This is a genomic window from Cupriavidus basilensis, assembly GCF_000832305.1.
GTDB lineage: Bacteria > Pseudomonadota > Gammaproteobacteria > Burkholderiales > Burkholderiaceae > Cupriavidus > Cupriavidus basilensis_F.
The window spans coordinates 2,833,678-2,853,683 of sequence record NZ_CP010537.1 but is presented as its reverse complement, the minus strand read 5'-3'; the positions used below and the strand labels follow the sequence as shown (position 1 = coordinate 2,853,683).

Sequence of the window (20,006 nt, the reverse complement as noted above, 5' to 3'; positions counted from 1 at the left end):
CCAAAAAGTGAGACGCACGGTCAAGAGGCACGCGGGCGTGGCTTTAATCTTGGGCGCTAGAGACCGTTGTCTATAAGGCGTGCGCGACAGGGGGTTGTTTGGCAACCCCTGCCCCTGAACTCGAAGAGATGGGGGAACCGACGCAACCGGGGCAATGCCGGCAGCGATCCGGTGTCTTGGCGGGTCATTAGGCGTATGACGGGAATGATGGGGATGTTGGTTATGGCTGAGTTATCTGGTTTGGCGGGTTTGGTTGGTATGTCCGACATGTCTGAGATGTCTGATATGTCTGATATATCTGGTACATCTGGGGTAACAGAACAGGGTGGGGGCGCCCTGAGCCGTGAGCAGCTCGATGCTTACTTTGCTTCCTACGTGGGCATGGAGGGGGGCAGTCCGGCCGGCGCGGTCTGGTTCTGCGACGCCATGCCGACTGCGGATGGCGCGCGGCTGCCGTCGCAGCTTGTCCCGGTGCGCGAGGTACCGGCGTGGGATGCGCAATTCAGGCTGCGCCATCTGCACGAGATGGGCAAATGGCAAACGCACCAGCGCATCGCGCGCATCATGGCGGCGGCCCGGGAGATGGTGCTGTTCGGCCGGGATGATAGCGGCGATTGGCAGCGCTACCTTGCGCAATATCTTTACCGGCCGCGCGGATGGGATTTCAAGCTGAGCTTGTTCCCTTTGTCCATCCGTTCTGAGAGCGGGTTGTCGTGGACGCAACTGCACGGCAACCAGCCGGAGCTGAACCCCAAGTCCAAGTACCTCACGCTGTGCCGTCATGGTGCCCGGTTCCGCTTTATCGCCCAGTTGCGCCGGCGCGAGCGGCCCAAGGTGGTGGTTTGCCTTGGTGAGCGCTTCGAGGCGGAGTATCTCCAGGCCTTCGACATGCAGGATGTGCCATTTACCACGCACACATTACAGCCTGCCGATCAGGCGAAGGAACTGCGCGTTTATTTCAGTGAAGGTACGAACCTGATTATCTGTCCCGCGGTGGCCGGGGCTGCCGGATTAGCCTCCGATGTGCTCCTGAACGCTATGGGGGGTTTTATCAGTCAATGGCTGACCATGGCCGATTTTCAGGTAAGACCGCACGAGTCGGCGCTTTACGAGGCGGAGTACTACGCGGCCTGAGATGGCGGTGCAGTGGCCGTTGGCACGCAGCTCAGCGCCGTTCTCAGCGCTGTTGCCGATACAGCCACTGCCGGAAGTCATCGCCTTGCACCGCGAACGCGGCTTGCCTGAGTTCGGTGTTCTCGGGGCTGGTGGCATAGGCGCGCAGGTCGCTGGGCGACATGCCCAGTGATCGGCGGAACGCACGGGTGAAGTCCGATGCGCTATTGAAGCCCAGTCCGTAGGCGATATTGCTGACCGGCAAGCTGGGGAACTTCACGAGGTCGGCGGCGGCGGCCCGCAGCCGGCTCTTGCGGATATAGGCCTGCACGCCGCCTTCTTGCTCGAACAATCGATATAGGGTCGGGCGGGAGATCTCCATCCTGGCGAGCAGCCTGTCGGGGGACAGCTCCGCTGCGCCGGGGTCGGCGTCGATCAGCCGGCGTGCCCGGGCCAGCATGGCGACGCGGGCGGCGGCGCGGGCGCCGTCCTCAAGGCGCGCACCTTTGCGAAAGGCGGCGGTGAGCAGTTGCACGCTAGCGTGCATGGCCTCGACAGCCGCTTGCGGCGCCATGCCGGGGATCTCGCGGCTCAGCGCCGTCAGGTGCTCCACTGCCAGCCGGGTCAGCGGGGTGTTGGTTTGCACGATGCGCCCGTGCGCGGCCTCGGCGCCGAGAAAGATGGAATCCATCATCGCGCGCGGCACGAAGACCGAGAGCGCGCGCACGGAACCCCGGTGCATGTGCACGGGCTGCCCATGGTCCGTGAGCAGGATGCCGCCTTGTTGCGGCATCGGGTTGCGCCGCATGCCCTCGACCACGCCGGCGCTGCCCTCGACGAACACCTGGAACGCATAGTGCCGCATGGTGTCCGTGGAGATGCGCGCGACGTTGCGCTTCAGGGAGAGGCCGTCGCAGCGGCAGTCCGTGAAGAGCATGTCCTCGACCAGGTAGCGGTCGATGCTGGCCTGGAACGGGGCCGCCAGGGCGTCCCGGGTGAGGTTGACGTCCATCACATGCCCGACACGCTGGCGCCAGGCAAGGATTTGCCCAACGCTGGCGTCGCGGGGCCCGTCGCCGCCTACCTGGAAATGGGTATGCGGCAGGCGCGCGTCCGGGGCTGCCTCATGCTTCTCGGCCGTATTGGCCGTATTGGCCATATCGGACGTTTCGGGCGTCGCGGGCGGCGGTTCCGATTGGTGCGGTAGCGTTGCGATAGGAGGCTCGGTCATGGGCGTGGTGCAACCCAGGTGCTGCATGGACCCGGCAAAACGCCGGCGCATCGGCACCACTCTATCGAAAAACCGAGATTCTTGCAGGCGCGCGTTGCGCCGGGCTAGTTCCCCCCGGGGCGATTGTGCAATGCGGCGCGCAGTGTCGTTACCCCGCGTAAGAAGGGAAAGAAGACTGCCATGAATCCCTCCAAAGGGGGGCGCATCATGATCAAATCTCACGCAAAATCTCGCACCGCCAAGTGATTGTTTCGCGCAAACGAGATCGGGCTTTTTGGGGCGGTAGCCGGCGCGTCGCGGGATTGACGATATACGTACCGGCAATGGCTTTCCTAAAGGGAAGAGCACTGATCCAGATTGGTTGTAGGCAGGTCAAATCCGTCGGAGCCAGGCTTTGCTTTATGCCGGCCGGCATCCGAGACGAAGCAGGTGGGAGGCGCGAAAGCGCGGGAAGCTCTGCCTTCCCCGCCAGCGGGTTGTCTCCATCGTTCTATTAGAGATTTGCCGGTGCATTCGAGGCGTCTCACGGCCCGTCACGTCGTATAGGTAGGTACTGCCTCAGCGCGTGGGCATCTTTAATTCCACCAAGCGGTAGGGGCATGGAAATAGAACAGAAGACCGTATTTTCACGTGAGCAGCTGGACGCGTATTTCGCGTCTTACGTTGGTATGGAAGGGGGAAATCCGGCGGCGGCTGTCTGGTTTTGCGACAGCACGCCGCATCCATGGGTCGAGTCGCTGGTAGCGCCGCTGGAGCCGCGCACGCAGCCGGGGGCCTGGGACAGCGCCTACCGTGAGCGCCATCGCGAGAGCATGGAGCGCTGGCAGTCGCATCAGAAGATCGCAAGGATCATGGCCGCGGCGCGTGCGCATACCTTTGCGAGCCCGCAGAGCGAGTGCGACTGGAAGCATTACTTCGATCAGCATCTCTATGCGCCGGGTGGGGCGGAGTTCAAGCTCAGCCTGTTTCCGCTGCCGGCGCACCTGATTGGCCAGACGCCCTGGTCCAGGGCTTTTCGCGGGCAGCCGGCGCTGGTGCCCAAGCAGCGCTACCTGGATCTGTGCCGCGCTGGCAGCCGCTTTCGCTTTATCGAGGGCATTCGCAGGGAGTGGAAGCCCAAGGTGGTGGTGTGCCTGGGCGAGCGGCACTTCTCGGATTTCGTATTGGCATTCGGGATCGAGCAGGCCCGGGCGGGGGATTTCATTTTGCAGCCGGCCGATCTTGTCAAGACGCTGCGCGTGCTGGAGCACGATGGCACGACCTGGATCATGTGCCCTGCGCTGGCGGGCGCTTCGGGGCTGACTTCTGATGTGTTGCTCGAAGCCATGGGCCGATATGTGGCGCGCTGGCTGGTGCCGGAGGATTTTCCGATCCGGCACTAAGCAGTAAGCACTAAGCGCTAGGTGCGAAGGGGGGCGCTGGCCGGCATCGGCATTCGTCGTTGTGCATCGGTGTTCGTTGTTGTGCATCGTTGTGCATCGTTGTTTTCGTCTGACAACCGGGGAATTTGCGCGCGGCGGCGGGTGCCGTTGTGGCGCTCGCCAAGGGCGGGTGTTACGTCCCGGCATGCAAGCCTGCGCTTTCCCCCTCCTAGTAGGGGTGACACGGTTGTGGAGATTGTTTATCTAATGAAGCTGGCAAAGGCAGTAGCGCAGTTTTGTTGTAGTGCTGCCGATTCCGATCGCAAGAGCCAGCCAGGGTATCCATGAGATGCGACGAGCCAGGGCAGCGAAGGGCACCAACGGTGCGCTGCCAAGGCGTGGTCAGGATCCATAGACAACCTAGTGACCCATTGACCTATCGACGTATCGACGCATTGAAGCATTGACGCATTGAAATATCGACATATCGACGTATCGATTCAGGAGTGAGAAGAGTGCAAACCAATATCAGGAATATCTTTACCCTCGGCATCATGGCTTCCGCGGCAGCGGCACTTGTGGCTTGCGGGGGCGGCTCGGACTCGACGCCGACCCCGACGACGCCATCGGTCACCGTGCAAGGCAAGGCCGTCGACTTCTACCTGTCACAGGCTACGGTGACGTTCCTCGATTGCAGCAACAAGACGACCACGACCACCGCGACCGGGGATTTCACGTTCCCGGATGGCTGCTCCACCAGCGCGCTCAAGGTGACCGGCGGTACCGACATTGGTACCAACCAGCCGTTCACCGGCGTGCTGCAAGCGCCGGCGGTGACCTACAAGGCCGGCGTGACCCCGGTGATCACGCCGCTGACGACGCTGGTTGCGCAACTGGGCGCAGCCCAGGCCGCGGCGCTGGCGACCAAGCTTGGCCTGCAAGGCAAGGACCTCACCACGCTGGACCCGATGCAAGACGCGGCCGTGCTCAAGGCAGCCGTGGTGGTGCAGCAACTGGTGGACCAGGTCGCGAAGACGCTGGCTGGCTTGTCGAAGGCCACCGGCGGCACGTTGACGGCGGAAGCTGCCGCGGCGGCGGCGGCCAGTGCCGTGGCTAGCGCGGTGAACAACGCCTCCGGTACCGCAGACCTGACCAACAGCACGCTGGTCACGTCGGTGATCAACGCGTCGGTGCAGAACGCCAAGGCAGGTTTCCCGGCCAGCGTCCAGGCCAACATTGCCGCAGTGGCGGCCAACGTCGCCGCGCTGGCCGGCCCGGTCGTGGCCAACCAGGTGTCGAACGTGAGCACCGCGCTGGGCACGATCGTGCTGGGCGCAAGCCCGGCTGCCACGCTGGCTGCCTTGCAGCAAAGCGGCTCGGTCAATGCGGTGACCGACAGCGCCAAGTCCACGACGAGCAATGCGCTGGTGGCGGCGGTAACGCCGGCCGCGCTGGCGGACCCCACGCTGACGACTAACCTGGCTGCGCTTGGTACGGCTGTCTCTACCGGCAACACCACGGCAATCCAGACCGCGGCTGGCAACCTGGGCGGCAGCGTCAACAGCGGCGCCATCAACGATGTGGCCAACAGCGTCAAGCCGACCAACTTCATCCAGTTGGCCAGCATGACCATCAATGGCCAGCAGTTCACGAACTTCAATGCTGTGACGGTGACCGGCGGTACGCTGAGCTCCATCAAGGTGGCGGCTTCGCAAAGCGGCGATGCATTTGCCGGCGGGGCAGCGGAAGTGCGTGCCGGCCTGAGCTACACGTACAACGGCAACAAGGTCGACGTCATCATCGAGAAGGTTGCGCTTACCTTCAACAACGGTGCATTGACCGGCGCGCAGGTCCCGGTCAACACGCCGTACTCGTTCCGCATCAGTGGCGGCAGCATCACGGCTAGCGTGGGCCTGACCAACGCGACTGCCGACAACCTGTTCGACAGCGCCAACGGCGGCTCGCTGAACCTGCCGTTCACGGTCTTCCTGGCCAAGCTGCAGAACGCGGGCGCGCTGAGCGCCACGCAGATCGCTTCGCTCACGCCCAAGTCGACCAGCACCTTCCCCGTGACGTTTGCGGTGGCGGGCCAGAGCGGCAAGGCGGTAAGCGTTGCCACCCTGGTGAGCAGCAGCCCGCAGAAGACGCAGGCGCAGACGGTGCAGACCGCCACGTCTACGGTCAGCGGCAACGGCATCACGACCTCGGTCACGCTGAACCCCTGATCGGTGCGCGGTGAAGCCCTTCCCGTGGTCAGGGGAGGGCCTGCCCGGTCATCCGTCATGCGCGCCATCTGGCGCTTGTGGCGGGTGGCCGGCTTCTTTTTGTGTGCAGTCGGCCGGACCAAGAACTGGCTGACGCCATGGATGAGGTCCGTCCCCGGCCTCGGAGTCTCCCTATGCTGTTGTATCGCACGCGCCGGCTCCGCCATGCCGGTGCCTTGATGCTGGGTTTGTCGTGCGTCGGCGTTGCCCATGCGGCCCCCGACGATGTGTTTCTGCAGGCCGAGCCCGCTACGGGCGAGTTCACGTCATTTCGCGTGGAGGCCAGCTATGACATGGTCAACAAGACCGTGGATGTCTTTAACCTGCGAGAGGGCCAGGGCGCCGTGCCGGACAATGCCGGCGACTATCGTGGCGGCAAGCTGATGCTGGGCTACAAGTTCTCGCCGAAGTGGTCGGGATCGGCCACGTACTGGCGCCGCGGCATCGACTACGGGCAGGACAACAACCAGATCGATAGCTGGATGCTGGCCTTGCACTATGACCCGCTGGCCGAGCCTGGCGCGCGGGACCGCGTCATGCTGCGCTTCTCCCTTTGGGGCGACCGCGCCGGCAGCCTGACCCGCTCGTCCGCGCTCAAGGTCAGGAATGCCACGTTCAACAGCGTCACGGTCAACGACGCCAACGATATCCAGGGCCAGGCCGATGTGATTTTTTCTGGCGACCTTACCGAGCGCAACAAGCTCACCGGGTTCTTTGGCCTGGGCGTGAGCCGCGTGACAATCGGCGGCATCAATACGCGGCTGCAACAGGGCGGGTGCAATTTCAATGTGAGCATTGGCTCGGACAATGTGGCCAGCGGTAACCTGGCCGCGCCTTGCCGCGTGGGCAACACCAACCTGCAGTCGGCGTCGTTTTCAACGGATGCCAGCCAGTACGGCCTGAACATCAACGACGATTTCAACTACACGGCCGGCTTCCTGAACCTGGGTGGCTCCTGGCGCTGGAAGTACGAGAACTTCAGCGCGCGGCTGGGCTATCAGTTCCAGTACCTGTTGCGCAGCAACGTCGATAGCCGCGCCAGTGCCTACGGCTATTCGCCCATCAAGTCAAACCATACGCTGGGGATGGAGCTGTCTTATGCGGTGGTGAAAAATGTCGAGGTGTTCCTGCGTGGGCAGGCATCGCTGTACAACTTCGTTGGCACGATCCCGTTTCTCTATAACGCCGCTACCGCGGGCAAGCTCGATCGCTATTACGGCTATGGCTCGATCGGTATTCGCTTCTCGGGGTTCTAAGGCAGGGGGCGCGGTAATGCGGGCTAGTGCGCGGTAATGCGGGGTTGAGCGGGAGGTTGCGCCTGGATTCGGGCGCGAGATGCCCTGGCAGAAAAAAAAGGGTGTAGGCGCAGGGTGCTCCTACACCCCTTGAACGAATCAGCAAGGGGTCAGTCTTGCTGAGATGGATTGTCTTACGGCTTGTATTACGTCAGTACCCTGCCTTAGTAGGTGGTCCTCCTTCGGGGGGGACCGTGCGTGGCCCGTGGCCATGCGGGCACTGAAAGAATAGGGTTGTGCCTGCAGTTGTGCCTGCATGTTGTGCGTGCATAGGTGCGGGCCGGCCTTGGCGTGGGGTGCTCCTTTGGGTTTGCCGTCATTTGAGTTTGCCCTTGGCGCAGCCAATCGCATTGCCGGGCGCTATGGTGGTATGGCGGTATGGTGGTATGGCGTGCTCGCGCGCGAGCTTGATGTGATGCGTGTGCATGTCGCACCCGGCCGTCCAAATGCCTTCCAGGAGCTTAGATTGCATTACGCGTTTTTCAGTGGCACGGCGTCTGCCGGCACGTGGGGCCCGCATCCGGACAGTGGCCCACCCGATCCGGTGGCCGCGCGCCTGGCGCGGCTGCGCCAGCGGATGGCGTGGCCTTCAGGCGGGCCGCAGGGCGTGGATGCCACGGAACGCGACCTGGATCGCGAGGAACTGCTCTCGCTCACCCGGGAGGACCTGATCGGTGCGATCGAGTTCGGGCATATCTACCCGGTGTTCCAGCCGCAGATCAGCGCGCAGCACGGCGGCATCGTCGGGCTGGAGGTGCTGGCGCGCTGGTCCGACAGGGGGCGGCACCATGCCCCGGACAAGTTTGTCGGCAGCATCACCAGCCATGGCGTGGAGACGCTGCTGCTGGATCATTTCCTTGGCGCATGCGCTCGGGTGCAGACGCGGTTTCCGCAATACACGGGCCGGTTCTCCCTGAACGTCAACCCGACGACCGCGGCAGCGGCCGGTTTCGTCCAGGGCTTTGTGCGTGCAGGCATTTCCCATGGGCTGGATATCGCGCGCATCGTGCTGGAGCTGACCGAGCAGACCCGCATTTCCTGCGGCAGCGAGGCGCGCTTGCTGGAAAACCTCAACGCGCTCTCCGCCCGTGGCATGGTGATCTCCCAGGACGATTTCGGCTCGGGCTATGCCTCGCTGCAGGCCCTTGGGCTGCTGCCGTTCAAGCAGGTCAAGGTGGACAAGATCCTGCTGCACCGCGCGCGCCACGCCGAGCGCGCCCGGCGGCTGTTCTCTTCCTCGATGGCGCTGGCGCGCTCGCTGGAGTTGCAGACGGTGGCTGAAGGCGTGGAGAGCCCGGACGACGTGGTGCTGGCAAGGTCGCTCGGCGCGGATTTGCTGCAGGGGTATGCTGTTTCCCCTCCGATGCCCTTTGAGCGGCTCCAGCTTTAGGCTATGTGCCCGCGCGGCGGGGGCGGTTTGCGCCGCCTTGCCCAGGGGTGCCGCAGCTAGCTATCCCTTGGCGGGGATGGAGTTGGCCTGCCTCGGCCTGCTGCGGCCTGCGTTTGACTACCGTTATATACATCGATATATTTCGCTATCAGGGCATTCTCCCTTCTTTGTTGCCGGCCCGGCTCCACAAGGCATTGCCAGTGAACCAGTCGTTGCTGATCCTCGATGCGTTTTCGCTCTCCCCCGGCGAGCCGGCCTGCCGCGCCCTGGCGGGCGTGCTGGAAAGCGCCAACGCTGCCAGGCTGCCCAGGTTCGCGCAGTGGCTCGGGCTTGCTGAGCCCGAGTTCTGGCAGATGCTGGACCACTGTTTTCCGGGTGCCAGGGCGGCGGGGTGGGCGCCGGAGTCGGCACCGGTCGATGCCGCCGCGTTGCCTTGCGAGTTTCCCGATCTGGTACAGATGCTGATCGCATCGGGCGATCCCGCTCGCCCAGAAACGCGCTGGGCCGCCCACGCGCTGGCCAGCGGGTGCTTTGGCGGCTCCCATCTCTGGCACGACATGGGCCTGTCGGGCCGGCATGACGTGTCGCGCCTGCTGCAGGCGTATTTCCCCGCGCTCTACGCGGCCAACACCACGGACATGAAGTGGAAGAAGTTCTTCTACCACGCGCTATGCCGGCGGCTGGACCTGCACCCGTGTCCCGAACCGGCTTGCGCCGGATGCGACAACTACGCCAGCTGCCACGGCGCCGAGTCGGTGATTGGCTGGCGTTAGGCTGGCAGGCCGCCATGATCGGCTCGGATGGCGTTCTACGCGCCAGGCTTGAGCGGCAAGGAGGCCGGCTTCTTGTGTCCCCGGCCTCTGGCTGCTTAGCTCCGGGAGGGGAAAAGACCGTTCACGCAGATCATGTAAGTCAGGCCGTTTGGTGTGACGGACGCGAGATTCGGCAACGCGAACGTGGTCCGGCCGTCGCCGCCGAAGTTAGTCCCCAGCAGCGAGAACAGCGCGGTGTATTGCACGATGGGCAGCAGCCGGCCATCGGCCGCCATGCCGTTTCCGTAAGTTGCGGCGGTTAGCCATACGCTCCCTATCGTGCAGTCGGCACCGCCGGTGCCATCGCCGGCGGTTCCGGCATTAAATCCACCCAGACCCGGGTTGATGGGACCTGTGGCGCCGGTAGCGCCAGTTGCCCCCGTGGCCCCTGTTGCTCCCGTGGACCCCGTTACGCCTTGGGCACCGGTGGCGCCGGTAGCGCCCGTCAGGCCAGTGGCACCCGTAGCGCCTTGGGCGCCGGTGGCTCCCGTCGGGCCTTGCATGCCAGTGGCCCCGGTCGCGCCAGTCGCGCCCGTCGGCCCCGTCACGCCTTGCGCACCGGTGGCGCCAGTGGCTCCGGTCGCTCCGGTGGCGCCAGTGGCGCCATTGCTCCCGTCGGCACCTTGCGGGCCCTGCGCGCCGGCTGCCCCTGTAGCTCCCGTGGCCCCGGTGGCTCCGGTGGCCCCCATCGCGCCGGTAGCCCCGGTGGGACCTGCCGCACCCGTGGCGCCGGTCGCGCCTGTTGCCCCTGCCGGGCCCACATCGCCCCTGGCCAGTTCCTGCGCCACCGTGACCAGCGTGGCGTTGTTGGCCTTCAGGCGCACGATCAGCGCTTCGAGCTTGTCGTCATAGGCGTCGCCGGCTTGCGGCTGGAACACCTGGTTGAGCAGGTTCAGCGTGTCCACCGTCACGCCCAGGTTGGCCAGGCGCTGTCTGGTCAAAGTCAGGGCAGTGGGCAGGCGGTTGCTTGCGGCGCCGGCCGAGGTGGCGGAGAACGTGTTGAAGAAGGCTTCGGTGTCGGGGTTTTCGGTGGCGCTGGCCACCACCAGTTCGGTGATCGGCGTGATGTTGGTCACGCCGGGGCCGAGGATCAGCGTGTGCAGCACGCCGTTCGGGCCGGTCACGCGCGCCGCGCACGGCAGCACCAGGCCGGCGGTGGTGACCGACCAGGCGCCGGTGGCCGAGGTGGTGACGGAGGCCGTGCCGGCCACGCATTTCAGTTCCACGGTGGCGTTGGCAATGGGCGCGCCGGTGGCGGCAACGCCGGAGATCGAGGCTGCTGGTGCCACCGTGACCGGCGCGTTGCCGGACGATTGCACGGTATCGCCGCCGCTGCCACCGCATGCGTTCAGCAGCGAGGCCGCGGCCATGGACAGATAGAGAGCCCGCATTTTTGTTTGCATCTTGATTTCCCTTGATTTCCCAAACGTAGTTATCCGCTTGCACACGTCTCGACGGTGTCGAGGTGCACTTTTCTTTTACTTATGGTTTGGAAGCGCCCGCCGGGCGCAGCAGGCGGCATTTTATAGGGGGTTGCAGGGGGGGCGCGCAATAGCTTCTGGCCTTTCGCGGGCAGGGCGAAGGCGCAATGGCCCGCTACAGCATGGCCGAATGCAGGTGATGCGGATCGTCCAGCGTATCCGCCACGATCTGCAGCGATTCCTCTACCTCGTCGCGCTCGCCCGGACCGCCCAGGCAGATCCGGATCGCATCCGGGGGATTGCCATCGGTGGCGAACGCCGCGCTCGATACCACGCCGATGCCGCGCGAGCGCAGATGCAGCGCCAGCTCGGAAGGGCGCCAGCCGCTGTCCGGGGGAACCGGCAGCCAGAGATGGAAGCCTTCCGGGTCGGCGTCGTATGGCCGCCCCGCCAGCACGTCGCGGGCCAAGAGCTGGCGGGCCACGCACTCGGCGCGGATGGCCTTGAGCATGTCTTCGGCCGTGCCGTCCTTGATCCACGATGTGGCCAGCAGCGTATTGAACGGGCTTGCCATCACCGTGGTGGCGCGCAGGGTGCCGGCCAGCCGCTGGGTCTGGCGCGCGGTGGGGCCGTGGATAAAGGCAATGCGCAATCCGGCGCCAAAGCATTTCGACAGGCCGGTGACGTAGTAGGTGAGTTCCGGCGCGAGCGTGGCCATGGCATCCGGCGTGCGCTGCGGCAGCATGCCGTAGGCATCGTCCTCGATGATCGGCACGCTGTAGCGCAGGGCGATATCGGCCAGGATTTCGCGCCGTCCCTGGGGCATGGTCCTGGTGCTGGGGTTCTGCAGCGTGGGATTGCAGTACAGCGCGCTTGGCTTTTGCGTCTTGCAGAGTGTTTCGAAGGCCGGCCCGAGGGGGCCTTCGTCATCGCTGGGCAGGGCCTGCAGCTGCACGCCGAGCTGCGTGGCGATGGCCTTGATGCCGGGGTAGGCCAGCGTATCCAGGCAGATCGTCTGCCCGGGCCGCGCCAGCAGCGACACCAGCGCCACCAGGGCGCTGTGAATCCCCGGGCAGATCAGCACGGTATCCGCGCGGCAGGCGGGCACATAGCGCCTCAGCCAGTCCACCGCTACGGCGCGATCCGCCGGCGTGCCGCCGAAATCCTGGTAGCGCAGCAGGTCGTAGGGATCCGTCGTGCTCATCAGGCGCGCTGCCGACTCGCGCAGCCTCACGGTGAGCGTCGGCGGCTCGGGCGGGTTGTTCATGGTCATTTCGGCACCCGTGCCCGCGCGCAGCGGCAGGGCGGGCGCGCGCCCGCGCACAAAGGTGCCGCTGCCGGCCTTGGCGTCGATCAGCCCGCGCTTGCGGGCTTGCGCGTAGGCGCGGGCCACGGTGGTGTAGTTGAGCCGTAGCGCTTCGGCCAGGTCGCGCAGCGCCGGCAGGCGGTCGCGCGCTTGCAAGCGGCCGCTTGCCAGGTCTTCCTCGATCAGGTCGGGGATCATCAGGTAAGCGGGTTTGGTGCTCTCGCCGAGGCGTTTGAGCCAGTGGCTGGCAAGTCCGGGCAAGGTGGGCTCCTGATGTTCGCGGTGGTCGGATGCGGCGTTCGTCGAGGCTTTCGCTGAGGTTTTCGCCGAGGATTCAGGCTACCACAATGATCGTTTTTTTCGCTTGGATTGATTGCATTTTTGTTTGCGCAATGATGGTGCGATATTGCGGCATTGCACCGCTTCCGGGCGTGTTTCCCAGGCTGGCGCGGTCCACCGCAGTGCATGGCCGCAAAAGGCCGGTAGCGGCTAAGGCACTAGCGTTTCGCCCACATTTCGCCATCCGGAAAATCAGCGATGCAATCAATGAGCGATTCGCTGCCTGATCGGTCATTGATCGCATCGGCGGGCATGGTAGATGGCATGTCCCGTGCTCAAGGTTTGGTGTCGGCCCAGCGCCGATCGATCGACAGATCCCCCAACCTTATGGAGTGCAACATGCCCGCAGTGAACAAACCGGCCCACAAGAAAGGCGACTTCCTGGTCGACTACGAAGAGAAGGTATTCGAGGACGTCAAGGCAGAACCGGGCGAGAAGGCGCTGGTCACCTTCCACACCGTGGCCTTCGAAGGCTCGATCGGCTTCGTCAACCTGCTGCAGGCCACGCGCCTGCAACGCAAGGGCTTCGAGACCTCCATCCTGCTGTACGGCCCGGGCGTGACGCTGGGCCTGCAGCGCGGCTTTCCCACGCTGGGCGACGAAGCCTTCGCCGGCCATCTCAACTTCAACAAGCAGATCACCAAGTTTATGGACGAGGGCGGCAAGGTCTACGCCTGCCGCTTTGCGCTGCAAGCGCTGTATGGCCATGGCGAAGCATCGCTGATCGAAGGCATCCGCCCGATCAGCCCGCTCGATGTGCTGGACCTGAAGCTGATCCACCGCAAGGAGAACGCGCTGATCCTGGATACCTGGACGGTTTAACGGCTCAGCGGCTCAACGCATTGACGCTTTAACGCATCCACGCTTTAACGCATTCACGCTGAAAGAAAGGGCGGGCATCACCATGTCACAGAAACGCATTGTGCGCGCGGCCGCGGTCCAGATTTCTCCGGACCTCGAGCACGGCGAAGGCACGCTTGGCAAAGTCTGCGAGGCCATCGACCGCGCCGCACGGGAAGGCGTGCAGCTGATCGTCTTTCCGGAAACCTTCCTGCCGTACTACCCGTACTTCTCCTTCGTGCGGCCGCCCGTGCAATCCGGCAGCGACCACATGCGGCTGTACGAGCAGGCGGTGGTGGTGCCCGGCCCCGTCACCCATGCCGTGTCCGAGCGCGCGCGCCGGCACGCCATGGTGGTGGTGCTCGGCGTCAACGAGCGCGACCACGGCAGTCTTTACAACACGCAGCTCATCTTCGATACCGATGGCCGCCTGGTGCTCAAGCGCCGCAAGATCACGCCGACGTTCCATGAACGGATGATCTGGGGCCAGGGCGACGCGGCCGGCCTGAAGGTGGCCGATACCGCCATCGGCCGCGTGGGCGCGCTGGCTTGCTGGGAGCACTACAACCCGCTGGCCCGCTACGCGCTGATGACCCAGCACGAGGAAATCCACTGCAGCCAGTTTCCCGGCTCGCTGGTGGGCCCCGTCTTTGCCGAGCAGATCGAAGTCACCATCCGCCATCACGCGCTGGAGTCCGGCTGCTTCGTGGTGAACGCCACCGGCTGGCTGACCGACGAGCAGATCGCCTCGGTCACCACCGACCCCGCCTTGCAAAAGGCGCTGCGCGGCGGCTGCAACACCGCCATCGTGTCGCCGGAGGGCCAGCACCTGGCACCGCCACTGCGCGAGGGCGAGGGCATGGTGATCGCGGACCTGGATATGTCGCTCATCACCAAGCGCAAGCGAATGATGGATTCGGTGGGGCACTACGCCCGGCCGGAATTGCTCAGCCTTGCCATCAACGACCGGCCGGCGGCGACCGCATCGCCCATGGCCACCGCCTTGTCCAACTACCACGGGAGCACCCACCATGAACCCCAGCGAGATGACGCCGGCCTTGACCTTGAGCCGGTTGTCGGTAACTGAGCTTCGGACCGAGTTGCAATCGGTCGGGCTGCGCCTGCTGGACCCGGCTGCGGGCGCCGCCAGCCGGCGCGGCGGCGCGGGCCCGTCCGACCACAAGGCGGTGACCGTGGATGGCGTGACCATCATGGTGCCGGTGCATACCAACACCGCCTGGCATTCGCCATACGTGGCGTCGTCGCCGGATGGCAAGGGCACCAGCGCGCTGATGCGTGGCGCCATCCCGATTGCGAACATCAGTTTTCCGAAGGCGCCGCGCTTCTATGCGCTGCAGACGATGGAGGGCGTGCCGTACTCGCACATCGCCACGCTGCACAGCGCGGATGTGCTGGCCACCACGGTGCTGCAGACCTGCATCCGCTATGAGAGCCGGCGCAAGACCTGCAAGTTCTGCGCGATCGGGCAATCGCTCGCGGCGGGGCGCACCATTGCGCGCAAGACGCCGGAGCAACTGGCTGAGGTGGCGCGCGCCGCCGTGCTGCTCGATGGTGTGAAGCATATGGTGCTGACCACCGGCACGCCGCCCACGCCGGACCGCGGCGCCGCCATACTTTGCGAGAGCGCGTTTGCCATCAAGGCGGCCGTGGACCTGCCCATCCAGGCGCAGTGCGAGCCGCCGGACGACGACCGCTGGTTTGAGCGCATGAAGGCCTCGGGCATCGATACGCTGGGCATGCACCTGGAGGTGGTCACGCCCGCCCTGCGCGAGCGGATCATGCCGGGCAAGGCAGCGGTGCCGATCAGCCGCTACATGGCGGCGTTCAAGGCTGCGGTTGCCGTGTTCGGCCGGGGGCAGGTGAGCACGTATATCCTGGCCGGGCTTGGCGACAGCGTTGAGACCATCCTGTCGATCTCGAAGGAGCTGGTCGAGCTAGGCGTCTATCCCTTCGTGGTGCCGTTCGTGCCGATCACCGGCACGCCGCTGGAAGACCATCCGGCGCCGCCGCCGGATTTCATGAAGGCCATCCTCAAGCCGCTCGGCGCGATGATCAGCGCGGCGGGCATGCGCTCGGCGGATATCAAGGCGGGCTGCGGCAAGTGCGGCGCCTGCTCCTCGCTGTCTTCGTATGAAGAGGTGGCGGCATGAACGACGATCTCTGTGTGGAAGTGCCTGCGGCCACGACGTTCCGCATCCGCTGGGCCGGGGCGCAGTGGGAGGCGGACGAGGCCATGGCGCTGCGCCGGGCGGTGTTCTGTCATGAGCAAGGCATCTTTGCTGGCGACGACCGCGACGAGATTGACGATGTGGCGCAACTGCTGGTGGCGGTGAAGTGCGAGGCGCATGCACCCGAGATGGTGGTCGGCACCGTGCGCATCCACGAGGCCGAGCCCGGGGTGTGGCTTGGCTCCCGGCTGGCCGTGCACGCTGCATGCCGTAGCCAGGGCAGGATCGGCGCGACGCTGATCAGGCTGGCGGTGAGCAGCGCGAACGGGTTGGGCTGCACCCGGTTCCTCGCCCATGTGCAGAGCCAGAACGTGCCACTGTTCCGCCGCTTGCATTGGGACGTGCTGGCCGAGGAAACGCTGCTTGGCCGCCCGCACCACCTGATGCAGGCGGACCTGGACTACTACCCGGCGTGCCTGACGCCGCGCATTGGCCTGTCGACGCTGGGCAGGAGCGGAACATGAACGTCGCGCAGATTGTGGAAAGCCTGCGTGCCAGCCGCGGCTTTGGCCACAAGACCGATATCGCCGGCGTGCTGTCGTCGCTGGGCAAGGCGCTGCCGGGCGGCATGGGCGGCATGGGCGGCATGGGCGATCTCGGCCAGGCCGTGGCGGTGGGCGACGATTGCGCCGCGATTGCCGACCATGATGGCTACCTGCTGTTCGCCATCGAGGGCATGGTCCGGGATTTCATCGATGCCAAGCCGTGGTTCGCGGGCTACAGCGCGGTGATGGTCAACATCAGCGATATCTATGCCATGGGCGGCCGGCCGCTGGCCGTGGTGGACGCCATCTGGAGCAACGGCGTGGCCGGCGCCGCCGAAGTGCTCAAGGGCATGGCGGCGGCCTGCGCGGCCTATGGCGTGCCCATCGTTGGCGGGCACAGCAATGCCCGCAGCGATCATGCCCAGCTTGCGGTGGCCATTGTCGGGCGGGCGCGGCGCCTGCTATCGAGCTTCGCGGCGCGCCCGGGCGAGCGGCTGCTGATGGCCGTCGATCTGCGTGGGGCCTTTGCCGAGCCGTATCCGTACTGGAATGCCTCCACCGAGGCGCCGCCCGCGCGGTTGCGTGCCGATCTGGAACTGCTGCCCGCGCTGGCCGAGGACGGCCTGTGCGCCGCAGCCAAGGACATCAGCATGGCCGGCACGCTGGGCACGGCGCTGATGCTGCTGGAGTGTTCCGGCGTGGGCGCGCGGATCGACCTGGACCGCATCCCGGCGCCAGCGGGCGTGCCCATGCTGCGCTGGCTGTCGGCCTTTCCCAGCTATGGTTTCTTGCTGGCCGTGCGCGAGCAAGACGTGGCGCGCGTTACCGCGCGGTTCGGTGCGCGGGACCTTGCCTGCGCGCAGATCGGTGTCATCGACGACTCGCGGCGGGTCACGGTCAGCGGGGCCGGCGAGACCGCCCTGCTGTGGGATTTCGCGCACGACGCATTCATCGTTCCGCAGCCAGAGCGTGCCGCGCGGGACGCCACCCACATCGATGCCTGAGGAGCCTGCATGCCAGTCACGCATTTCCGCATACGTTGGCCCGACCAGAGCGAGGCCACCTGTTATTCCCCGTCTTCGGTGGTCACCGAGTTCTTTGTCCCGGGGCAGGACTACACGCTGGACGCGTTCCTGGCGATCGCCAGGCAGGCGCTGGGCAGCGCGTCGGAGCGCGTCAGGGCGAAGTATGGCTATGCCTGCTCCTCTGCCATGGACCAGCTTGAACAGATCGAGACCACCGCCGCGCGTTTTTGCGCGCAGCCGCACGCCACGGTGCGCGTGCTTGGTTTTGGCCGGTAAGTTTAGCCAATTGCGGTCTCCCCTCTCCCGCTTGCGGGAGAGGGGCGGGGGAGAGGGCGGGCGGTGGCAATGGCGCAGGCCCTCACTCTGAGCAGGAGCCCACCCTCTCCCCCGGCCCCTCTCCCACTGCGTGGGAGAGGGGAGCAAACCGGTGGTGGATTAACCCACGGGGAAGTTCGAAGACCGGCATCTGAAGAACCCGCCTCTGAAAGCCTTAACGCATCTCACAGCAATCAACGAAGGACCCATCATGTCGACATCCCTCAACGAAACCCAGGCCACTGGCTCCCCCAAACACTACAGCGTCATCATCGTCGGTGGCGGCCAGGCCGGCCTGTCCATGAGCTACTACCTCAAGCAGGCCGGCATCGATCATCTCGTTGTCGAGAAGCACACCGTCACCCATACCTGGCGCAGCCAGCGCTGGGATGCCTTCTGCCTGGTCACGCCGAACTGGCAGTGCGCCTTGCCCGGCTATCCCTACCAGGGCAACGACCCGCACGGCTTCATGAAGAAGGACGAGATCATCGCCTACCTCGACGGCTTTATCGGCATGGTGAACGCACCGGTGCTGGAGCACACCGAGGTGCTGCGCGCAAAGCCGCTGGCGCAGGGCGGCTACCTTGTCTGCACCTCGCAGGGCGACTTCACCGCCGGGCAGGTGGTGGTGGCCTCGGGCGGCTATCACACCCCGATCGTGCCGCGCATGGCCGAGCGCCTGCCGGCGGGCATCCGGCAGATCCAGTCCGCCGAGTACCGCAGCCCGCAAGCCCTGCCGGAGGGCGGCGTGCTGGTGGTGGGCTCCGGCCAGTCCGGCGCGCAGATTGCCGAAGACCTGCACCTGGCGGGCCGCAAGGTGTTCCTGGCGGTGGGCCAGGCGCCGCGCTGCGCGCGCTTTTACCGTGGCCGCGACGTCGTGGACTGGCTGGCCGACATGCAGTACTACGATATGGCGGTGCAGGAGCATCCGCTGCGCGAGGGCGTGCGCGACAACACCAATCACTATGTGACCGGCCGCGATGGCGGGCGCGACATCGACCTGCGCAAGTTCGCCACCGAAGGCATGGAGCTGTTCGGCGCGCTGGAGGATTTCCATGACGGCAAGCTGCGCTTCACGCCGAACCTGAAAGCCAACCTCGACGATGCGGACGACACCTACAACCGCATCAACGCCAGCATCGACAAGTACATCGACAAGCACGGCATCGCCGCGCCGCCCGCCAGCACGTACGCGCCGGTATGGTCGCCGGGCGAGGAGCGTTGGGCGCTGGACCTGGCGCAGGCGGGCATCGGCACCATCGTCTGGTGCATCGGCTTTCGCCCGGATTTCAGCTGGCTGGAGGCGCCGGTCTTCAACGGGCGCGGCTATCCCGGCCACGTGCGCGGCGTGACGGCGCAGGACGGCCTGTACCTCCTCGGGCTGCCGTGGCTGCACACCTGGGGCTCCGGGCGATTCTCCGGCATTGCGCGCGATGCCGGATATCTGGCGGCCATCGTCAGCGAAAAGCTTGGCGCGCAAGCCCTGGCAGCCTGACATGTTCCGCGCGGGCACAAGCCATGTCGCCGGCATGCCGAACCTGTCCTAGACCAGCCTCTCACCTGGATCTGCTAATCAGGAAGCAAAGAAGCACGTCATGGAAGGATCTTTATGCCGCCCGATTTTGGCACTAGCGCACCATGCCATCCAGTTCCATCAGGACGTCGTCAGGTAGGGGGAGTGTCCTTGCCGCAAGGTTTTCCTTGAGATGGGTGATTGAGGTCGTCCCAGGGATAAGAAGGACGTTAGGCGCCCGTTGGAGGAGCCAGGCCAACGCCACCTGGTTTGCCGAGGTCTCCAGGCGCTTGGCCACAACAGTCAACGTTTCGGACTGTAGCGGCGAAAAACCGCCCAGCGGGAAGAACGGGACATAGGCGATACCGTCGCGGGCCAGTTCATCGATCAGCTGGTCATCCGCGCGATGGGCCAGGTTGTATTGGTTTTGCACGCATGCGATGTCGCACATGCGCCGTCCTTGCGCGACTTGGGCATGGGTCACGTGACTCAGGCCGATATGGCGAATCAGGCCCTTGTTCTGCAACTCGGCCAGCGCAGTGAGCGGCTCTTCGATTGAACCCTCGGCCGGCTGCATAGGATCGATCATCATCCTTAGGTTGACCACATCGAGCCTCTCGATGCCCAGGTTGCGCAAATTGTCGTGCACTGCCTGCTCCAGTTCGGCAGGCGACGAAGCCGACAGCCAGGACGCGTCGGCGCCTCGTCGGGCGCCAACCTTGGTGGCGATGATCAGGCCGTCGCGATAGGGATGCAATGCCTCGCGGATCAACTGGTTGGTGACATGCGGGCCGTAGAAATCACTGGTGTCGATATGGTTTACGCCGGATTCGACCGCAGTTCGCAGAACGGAAAGCGCCGCTGCTTTATCGGCAGGCGGACCAAAGACGTGCGGCCCTGAAAGTCGCATGGCGCCGTAGCCCATACGATGGATTGTCAGGTCGCCGAGGCGATAAGTCGTTGGTTGCTTAGACACAGTGGACCTCCTTTGGGATGGGGAGTCCACTGTAGGCAAGGATGCGCCGTTCGATAAGCCTCTATAATCAG

Annotated in this window: 18 protein-coding genes; 13 read left to right on the top strand and 5 right to left on the bottom strand. The window is 65.2% G+C overall.

Annotated elements, in window-relative coordinates:
* The first annotated feature begins 222 nt into the window (after positions 1 to 222).
* Positions 223 to 1,134 (top strand): transcriptional regulator, encoded by a 912-nt coding sequence (locus RR42_RS33190; RefSeq protein WP_236702104.1) that lies wholly within the window; start codon positions 223 to 225, stop codon positions 1,132 to 1,134.
* Positions 1,135 to 1,177: 43 nt separating this feature from the next.
* Here the strand turns inward: RR42_RS33190 and RR42_RS33185 are convergent, their stop codons facing one another.
* Positions 1,178 to 2,272 (bottom strand): helix-turn-helix domain-containing protein, encoded by a 1,095-nt coding sequence (locus RR42_RS33185; protein ID WP_082055321.1) that lies wholly within the window; start codon positions 2,270 to 2,272, stop codon positions 1,178 to 1,180.
* 677 nt (positions 2,273 to 2,949) lie between these two features.
* Between RR42_RS33185 and RR42_RS33180 the strand changes: the two genes are divergently transcribed.
* The 5 genes from RR42_RS33180 (at position 2,950) to RR42_RS33160 (ending at position 9,427) form a co-directional block, all read left to right on the top strand.
* Entirely contained in the window at positions 2,950 to 3,726 is a 777-nt protein-coding gene (locus RR42_RS33180) for an XpsR family transcriptional regulator (protein WP_236702246.1), read from the top strand.
* A 494-nt stretch (positions 3,727 to 4,220) separates the two neighbouring features.
* Entirely contained in the window at positions 4,221 to 5,930 is a 1,710-nt protein-coding gene (locus RR42_RS33175) for a hypothetical protein (protein WP_043356217.1), read from the top strand.
* A 173-nt stretch (positions 5,931 to 6,103) separates the two neighbouring features.
* Positions 6,104 to 7,225 carry a hypothetical protein gene (locus tag RR42_RS33170; RefSeq protein WP_043356215.1) on the top strand — a complete coding sequence of 374 codons (1,122 nt, stop codon included), beginning with the start codon at positions 6,104 to 6,106 and terminating at the stop codon, positions 7,223 to 7,225.
* Between the two features lie 505 nt (positions 7,226 to 7,730).
* On the top strand, positions 7,731 to 8,654 hold the full coding sequence (locus RR42_RS33165; protein WP_236702103.1) for an EAL domain-containing protein: 924 nt from the start codon (positions 7,731 to 7,733) through the stop codon (positions 8,652 to 8,654).
* A 200-nt stretch (positions 8,655 to 8,854) separates the two neighbouring features.
* On the top strand, positions 8,855 to 9,427 hold the full coding sequence (locus tag RR42_RS33160; protein ID WP_043356213.1) for a nitrogen fixation protein NifQ: 573 nt from the start codon (positions 8,855 to 8,857) through the stop codon (positions 9,425 to 9,427).
* Positions 9,428 to 9,522: 95 nt separating this feature from the next.
* Here the strand turns inward: RR42_RS33160 and RR42_RS38005 are convergent, their stop codons facing one another.
* The 3 genes from RR42_RS38005 to RR42_RS40180 form a co-directional block, all read right to left on the bottom strand.
* A complete protein-coding gene (locus RR42_RS38005) occupies positions 9,523 to 10,869 on the bottom strand; it encodes a phage tail protein (RefSeq protein WP_236702102.1) in 1,347 nt (448 codons plus the stop codon).
* 193 nt (positions 10,870 to 11,062) lie between these two features.
* Positions 11,063 to 12,454, bottom strand: a complete 1,392-nt coding sequence (locus tag RR42_RS33140) for a PLP-dependent aminotransferase family protein (protein ID WP_043356209.1) — start codon at positions 12,452 to 12,454, stop codon at positions 11,063 to 11,065.
* Between the two features lie 73 nt (positions 12,455 to 12,527).
* Positions 12,528 to 12,767, bottom strand: coding sequence for a hypothetical protein (locus RR42_RS40180; RefSeq protein ID WP_144410015.1), 240 nt, complete (start codon positions 12,765 to 12,767; stop codon positions 12,528 to 12,530).
* A 104-nt stretch (positions 12,768 to 12,871) separates the two neighbouring features.
* Between RR42_RS40180 and RR42_RS33135 the strand changes: the two genes are divergently transcribed.
* The 7 genes from RR42_RS33135 (at position 12,872) to RR42_RS33105 (ending at position 18,941) form a co-directional block, all read left to right on the top strand.
* On the top strand, positions 12,872 to 13,354 hold the full coding sequence (locus RR42_RS33135; RefSeq protein ID WP_043356207.1) for an MSMEG_0572/Sll0783 family nitrogen starvation response protein: 483 nt from the start codon (positions 12,872 to 12,874) through the stop codon (positions 13,352 to 13,354).
* 82 nt (positions 13,355 to 13,436) lie between these two features.
* On the top strand, positions 13,437 to 14,459 hold the full coding sequence (locus tag RR42_RS33130; protein WP_043356206.1) for a Nit6803 family nitrilase: 1,023 nt from the start codon (positions 13,437 to 13,439) through the stop codon (positions 14,457 to 14,459).
* On the top strand, positions 14,419 to 15,543 hold the full coding sequence (locus RR42_RS33125; RefSeq protein WP_052495138.1) for an MSMEG_0568 family radical SAM protein: 1,125 nt from the start codon (positions 14,419 to 14,421) through the stop codon (positions 15,541 to 15,543). Before RR42_RS33130 ends, RR42_RS33125 begins: the two co-directional genes overlap by 41 nt.
* Entirely contained in the window at positions 15,540 to 16,085 is a 546-nt protein-coding gene (locus RR42_RS33120) for an MSMEG_0567/Sll0786 family nitrogen starvation N-acetyltransferase (protein WP_043356204.1), read from the top strand. Before RR42_RS33125 ends, RR42_RS33120 begins: the two co-directional genes overlap by 4 nt.
* Positions 16,082 to 17,110, top strand: a complete 1,029-nt coding sequence (locus RR42_RS33115; protein ID WP_043356202.1) for a sll0787 family AIR synthase-like protein — start codon at positions 16,082 to 16,084, stop codon at positions 17,108 to 17,110. Before RR42_RS33120 ends, RR42_RS33115 begins: the two co-directional genes overlap by 4 nt.
* A gap of 9 nt (positions 17,111 to 17,119) precedes the next feature.
* The gene (locus RR42_RS33110; protein ID WP_043356201.1) at positions 17,120 to 17,407 is read left to right on the top strand and encodes an MSMEG_0570 family nitrogen starvation response protein; all 288 of its coding nucleotides are present in this window, start codon (positions 17,120 to 17,122) and stop codon (positions 17,405 to 17,407) included.
* Positions 17,408 to 17,657: 250 nt separating this feature from the next.
* Positions 17,658 to 18,941, top strand: coding sequence for an MSMEG_0569 family flavin-dependent oxidoreductase (locus RR42_RS33105; protein ID WP_043356200.1), 1,284 nt, complete (start codon positions 17,658 to 17,660; stop codon positions 18,939 to 18,941).
* A 133-nt stretch (positions 18,942 to 19,074) separates the two neighbouring features.
* Here the strand turns inward: RR42_RS33105 and RR42_RS33100 are convergent, their stop codons facing one another.
* A complete protein-coding gene (locus RR42_RS33100) occupies positions 19,075 to 19,935 on the bottom strand; it encodes an aldo/keto reductase family oxidoreductase (RefSeq protein ID WP_043356199.1) in 861 nt (286 codons plus the stop codon).
* Positions 19,936 to 20,006: the final 71 nt, after the last annotated feature.

Coding starts and splice junctions, on each gene's coding strand:
- RR42_RS33170 (WP_043356215.1), top strand. CDS start 6,104: ATGCTGTTGTATCGCACGCGCCGGCTCCGCCATGCCGGTGCCTTGATG.
- RR42_RS33135 (WP_043356207.1), top strand. CDS start 12,872: ATGCCCGCAGTGAACAAACCGGCCCACAAGAAAGGCGACTTCCTGGTC.
- RR42_RS33115 (WP_043356202.1), top strand. CDS start 16,082: ATGAACGTCGCGCAGATTGTGGAAAGCCTGCGTGCCAGCCGCGGCTTT.
- RR42_RS33125 (WP_052495138.1), top strand. CDS start 14,419: ATGACGCCGGCCTTGACCTTGAGCCGGTTGTCGGTAACTGAGCTTCGG.
- RR42_RS33185 (WP_082055321.1), bottom strand. CDS start 2,272: ATGGCCAATACGGCCAATACGGCCGAGAAGCATGAGGCAGCCCCGGAC.
- RR42_RS33110 (WP_043356201.1), top strand. CDS start 17,120: ATGCCAGTCACGCATTTCCGCATACGTTGGCCCGACCAGAGCGAGGCC.
- RR42_RS38005 (WP_236702102.1), bottom strand. CDS start 10,869: ATGCAAACAAAAATGCGGGCTCTCTATCTGTCCATGGCCGCGGCCTCG.
- RR42_RS40180 (WP_144410015.1), bottom strand. CDS start 12,767: ATGACCGATCAGGCAGCGAATCGCTCATTGATTGCATCGCTGATTTTC.
- RR42_RS33190 (WP_236702104.1), top strand. CDS start 223: ATGGCTGAGTTATCTGGTTTGGCGGGTTTGGTTGGTATGTCCGACATG.
- RR42_RS33130 (WP_043356206.1), top strand. CDS start 13,437: ATGTCACAGAAACGCATTGTGCGCGCGGCCGCGGTCCAGATTTCTCCG.
- RR42_RS33120 (WP_043356204.1), top strand. CDS start 15,540: ATGAACGACGATCTCTGTGTGGAAGTGCCTGCGGCCACGACGTTCCGC.
- RR42_RS33105 (WP_043356200.1), top strand. CDS start 17,658: ATGTCGACATCCCTCAACGAAACCCAGGCCACTGGCTCCCCCAAACAC.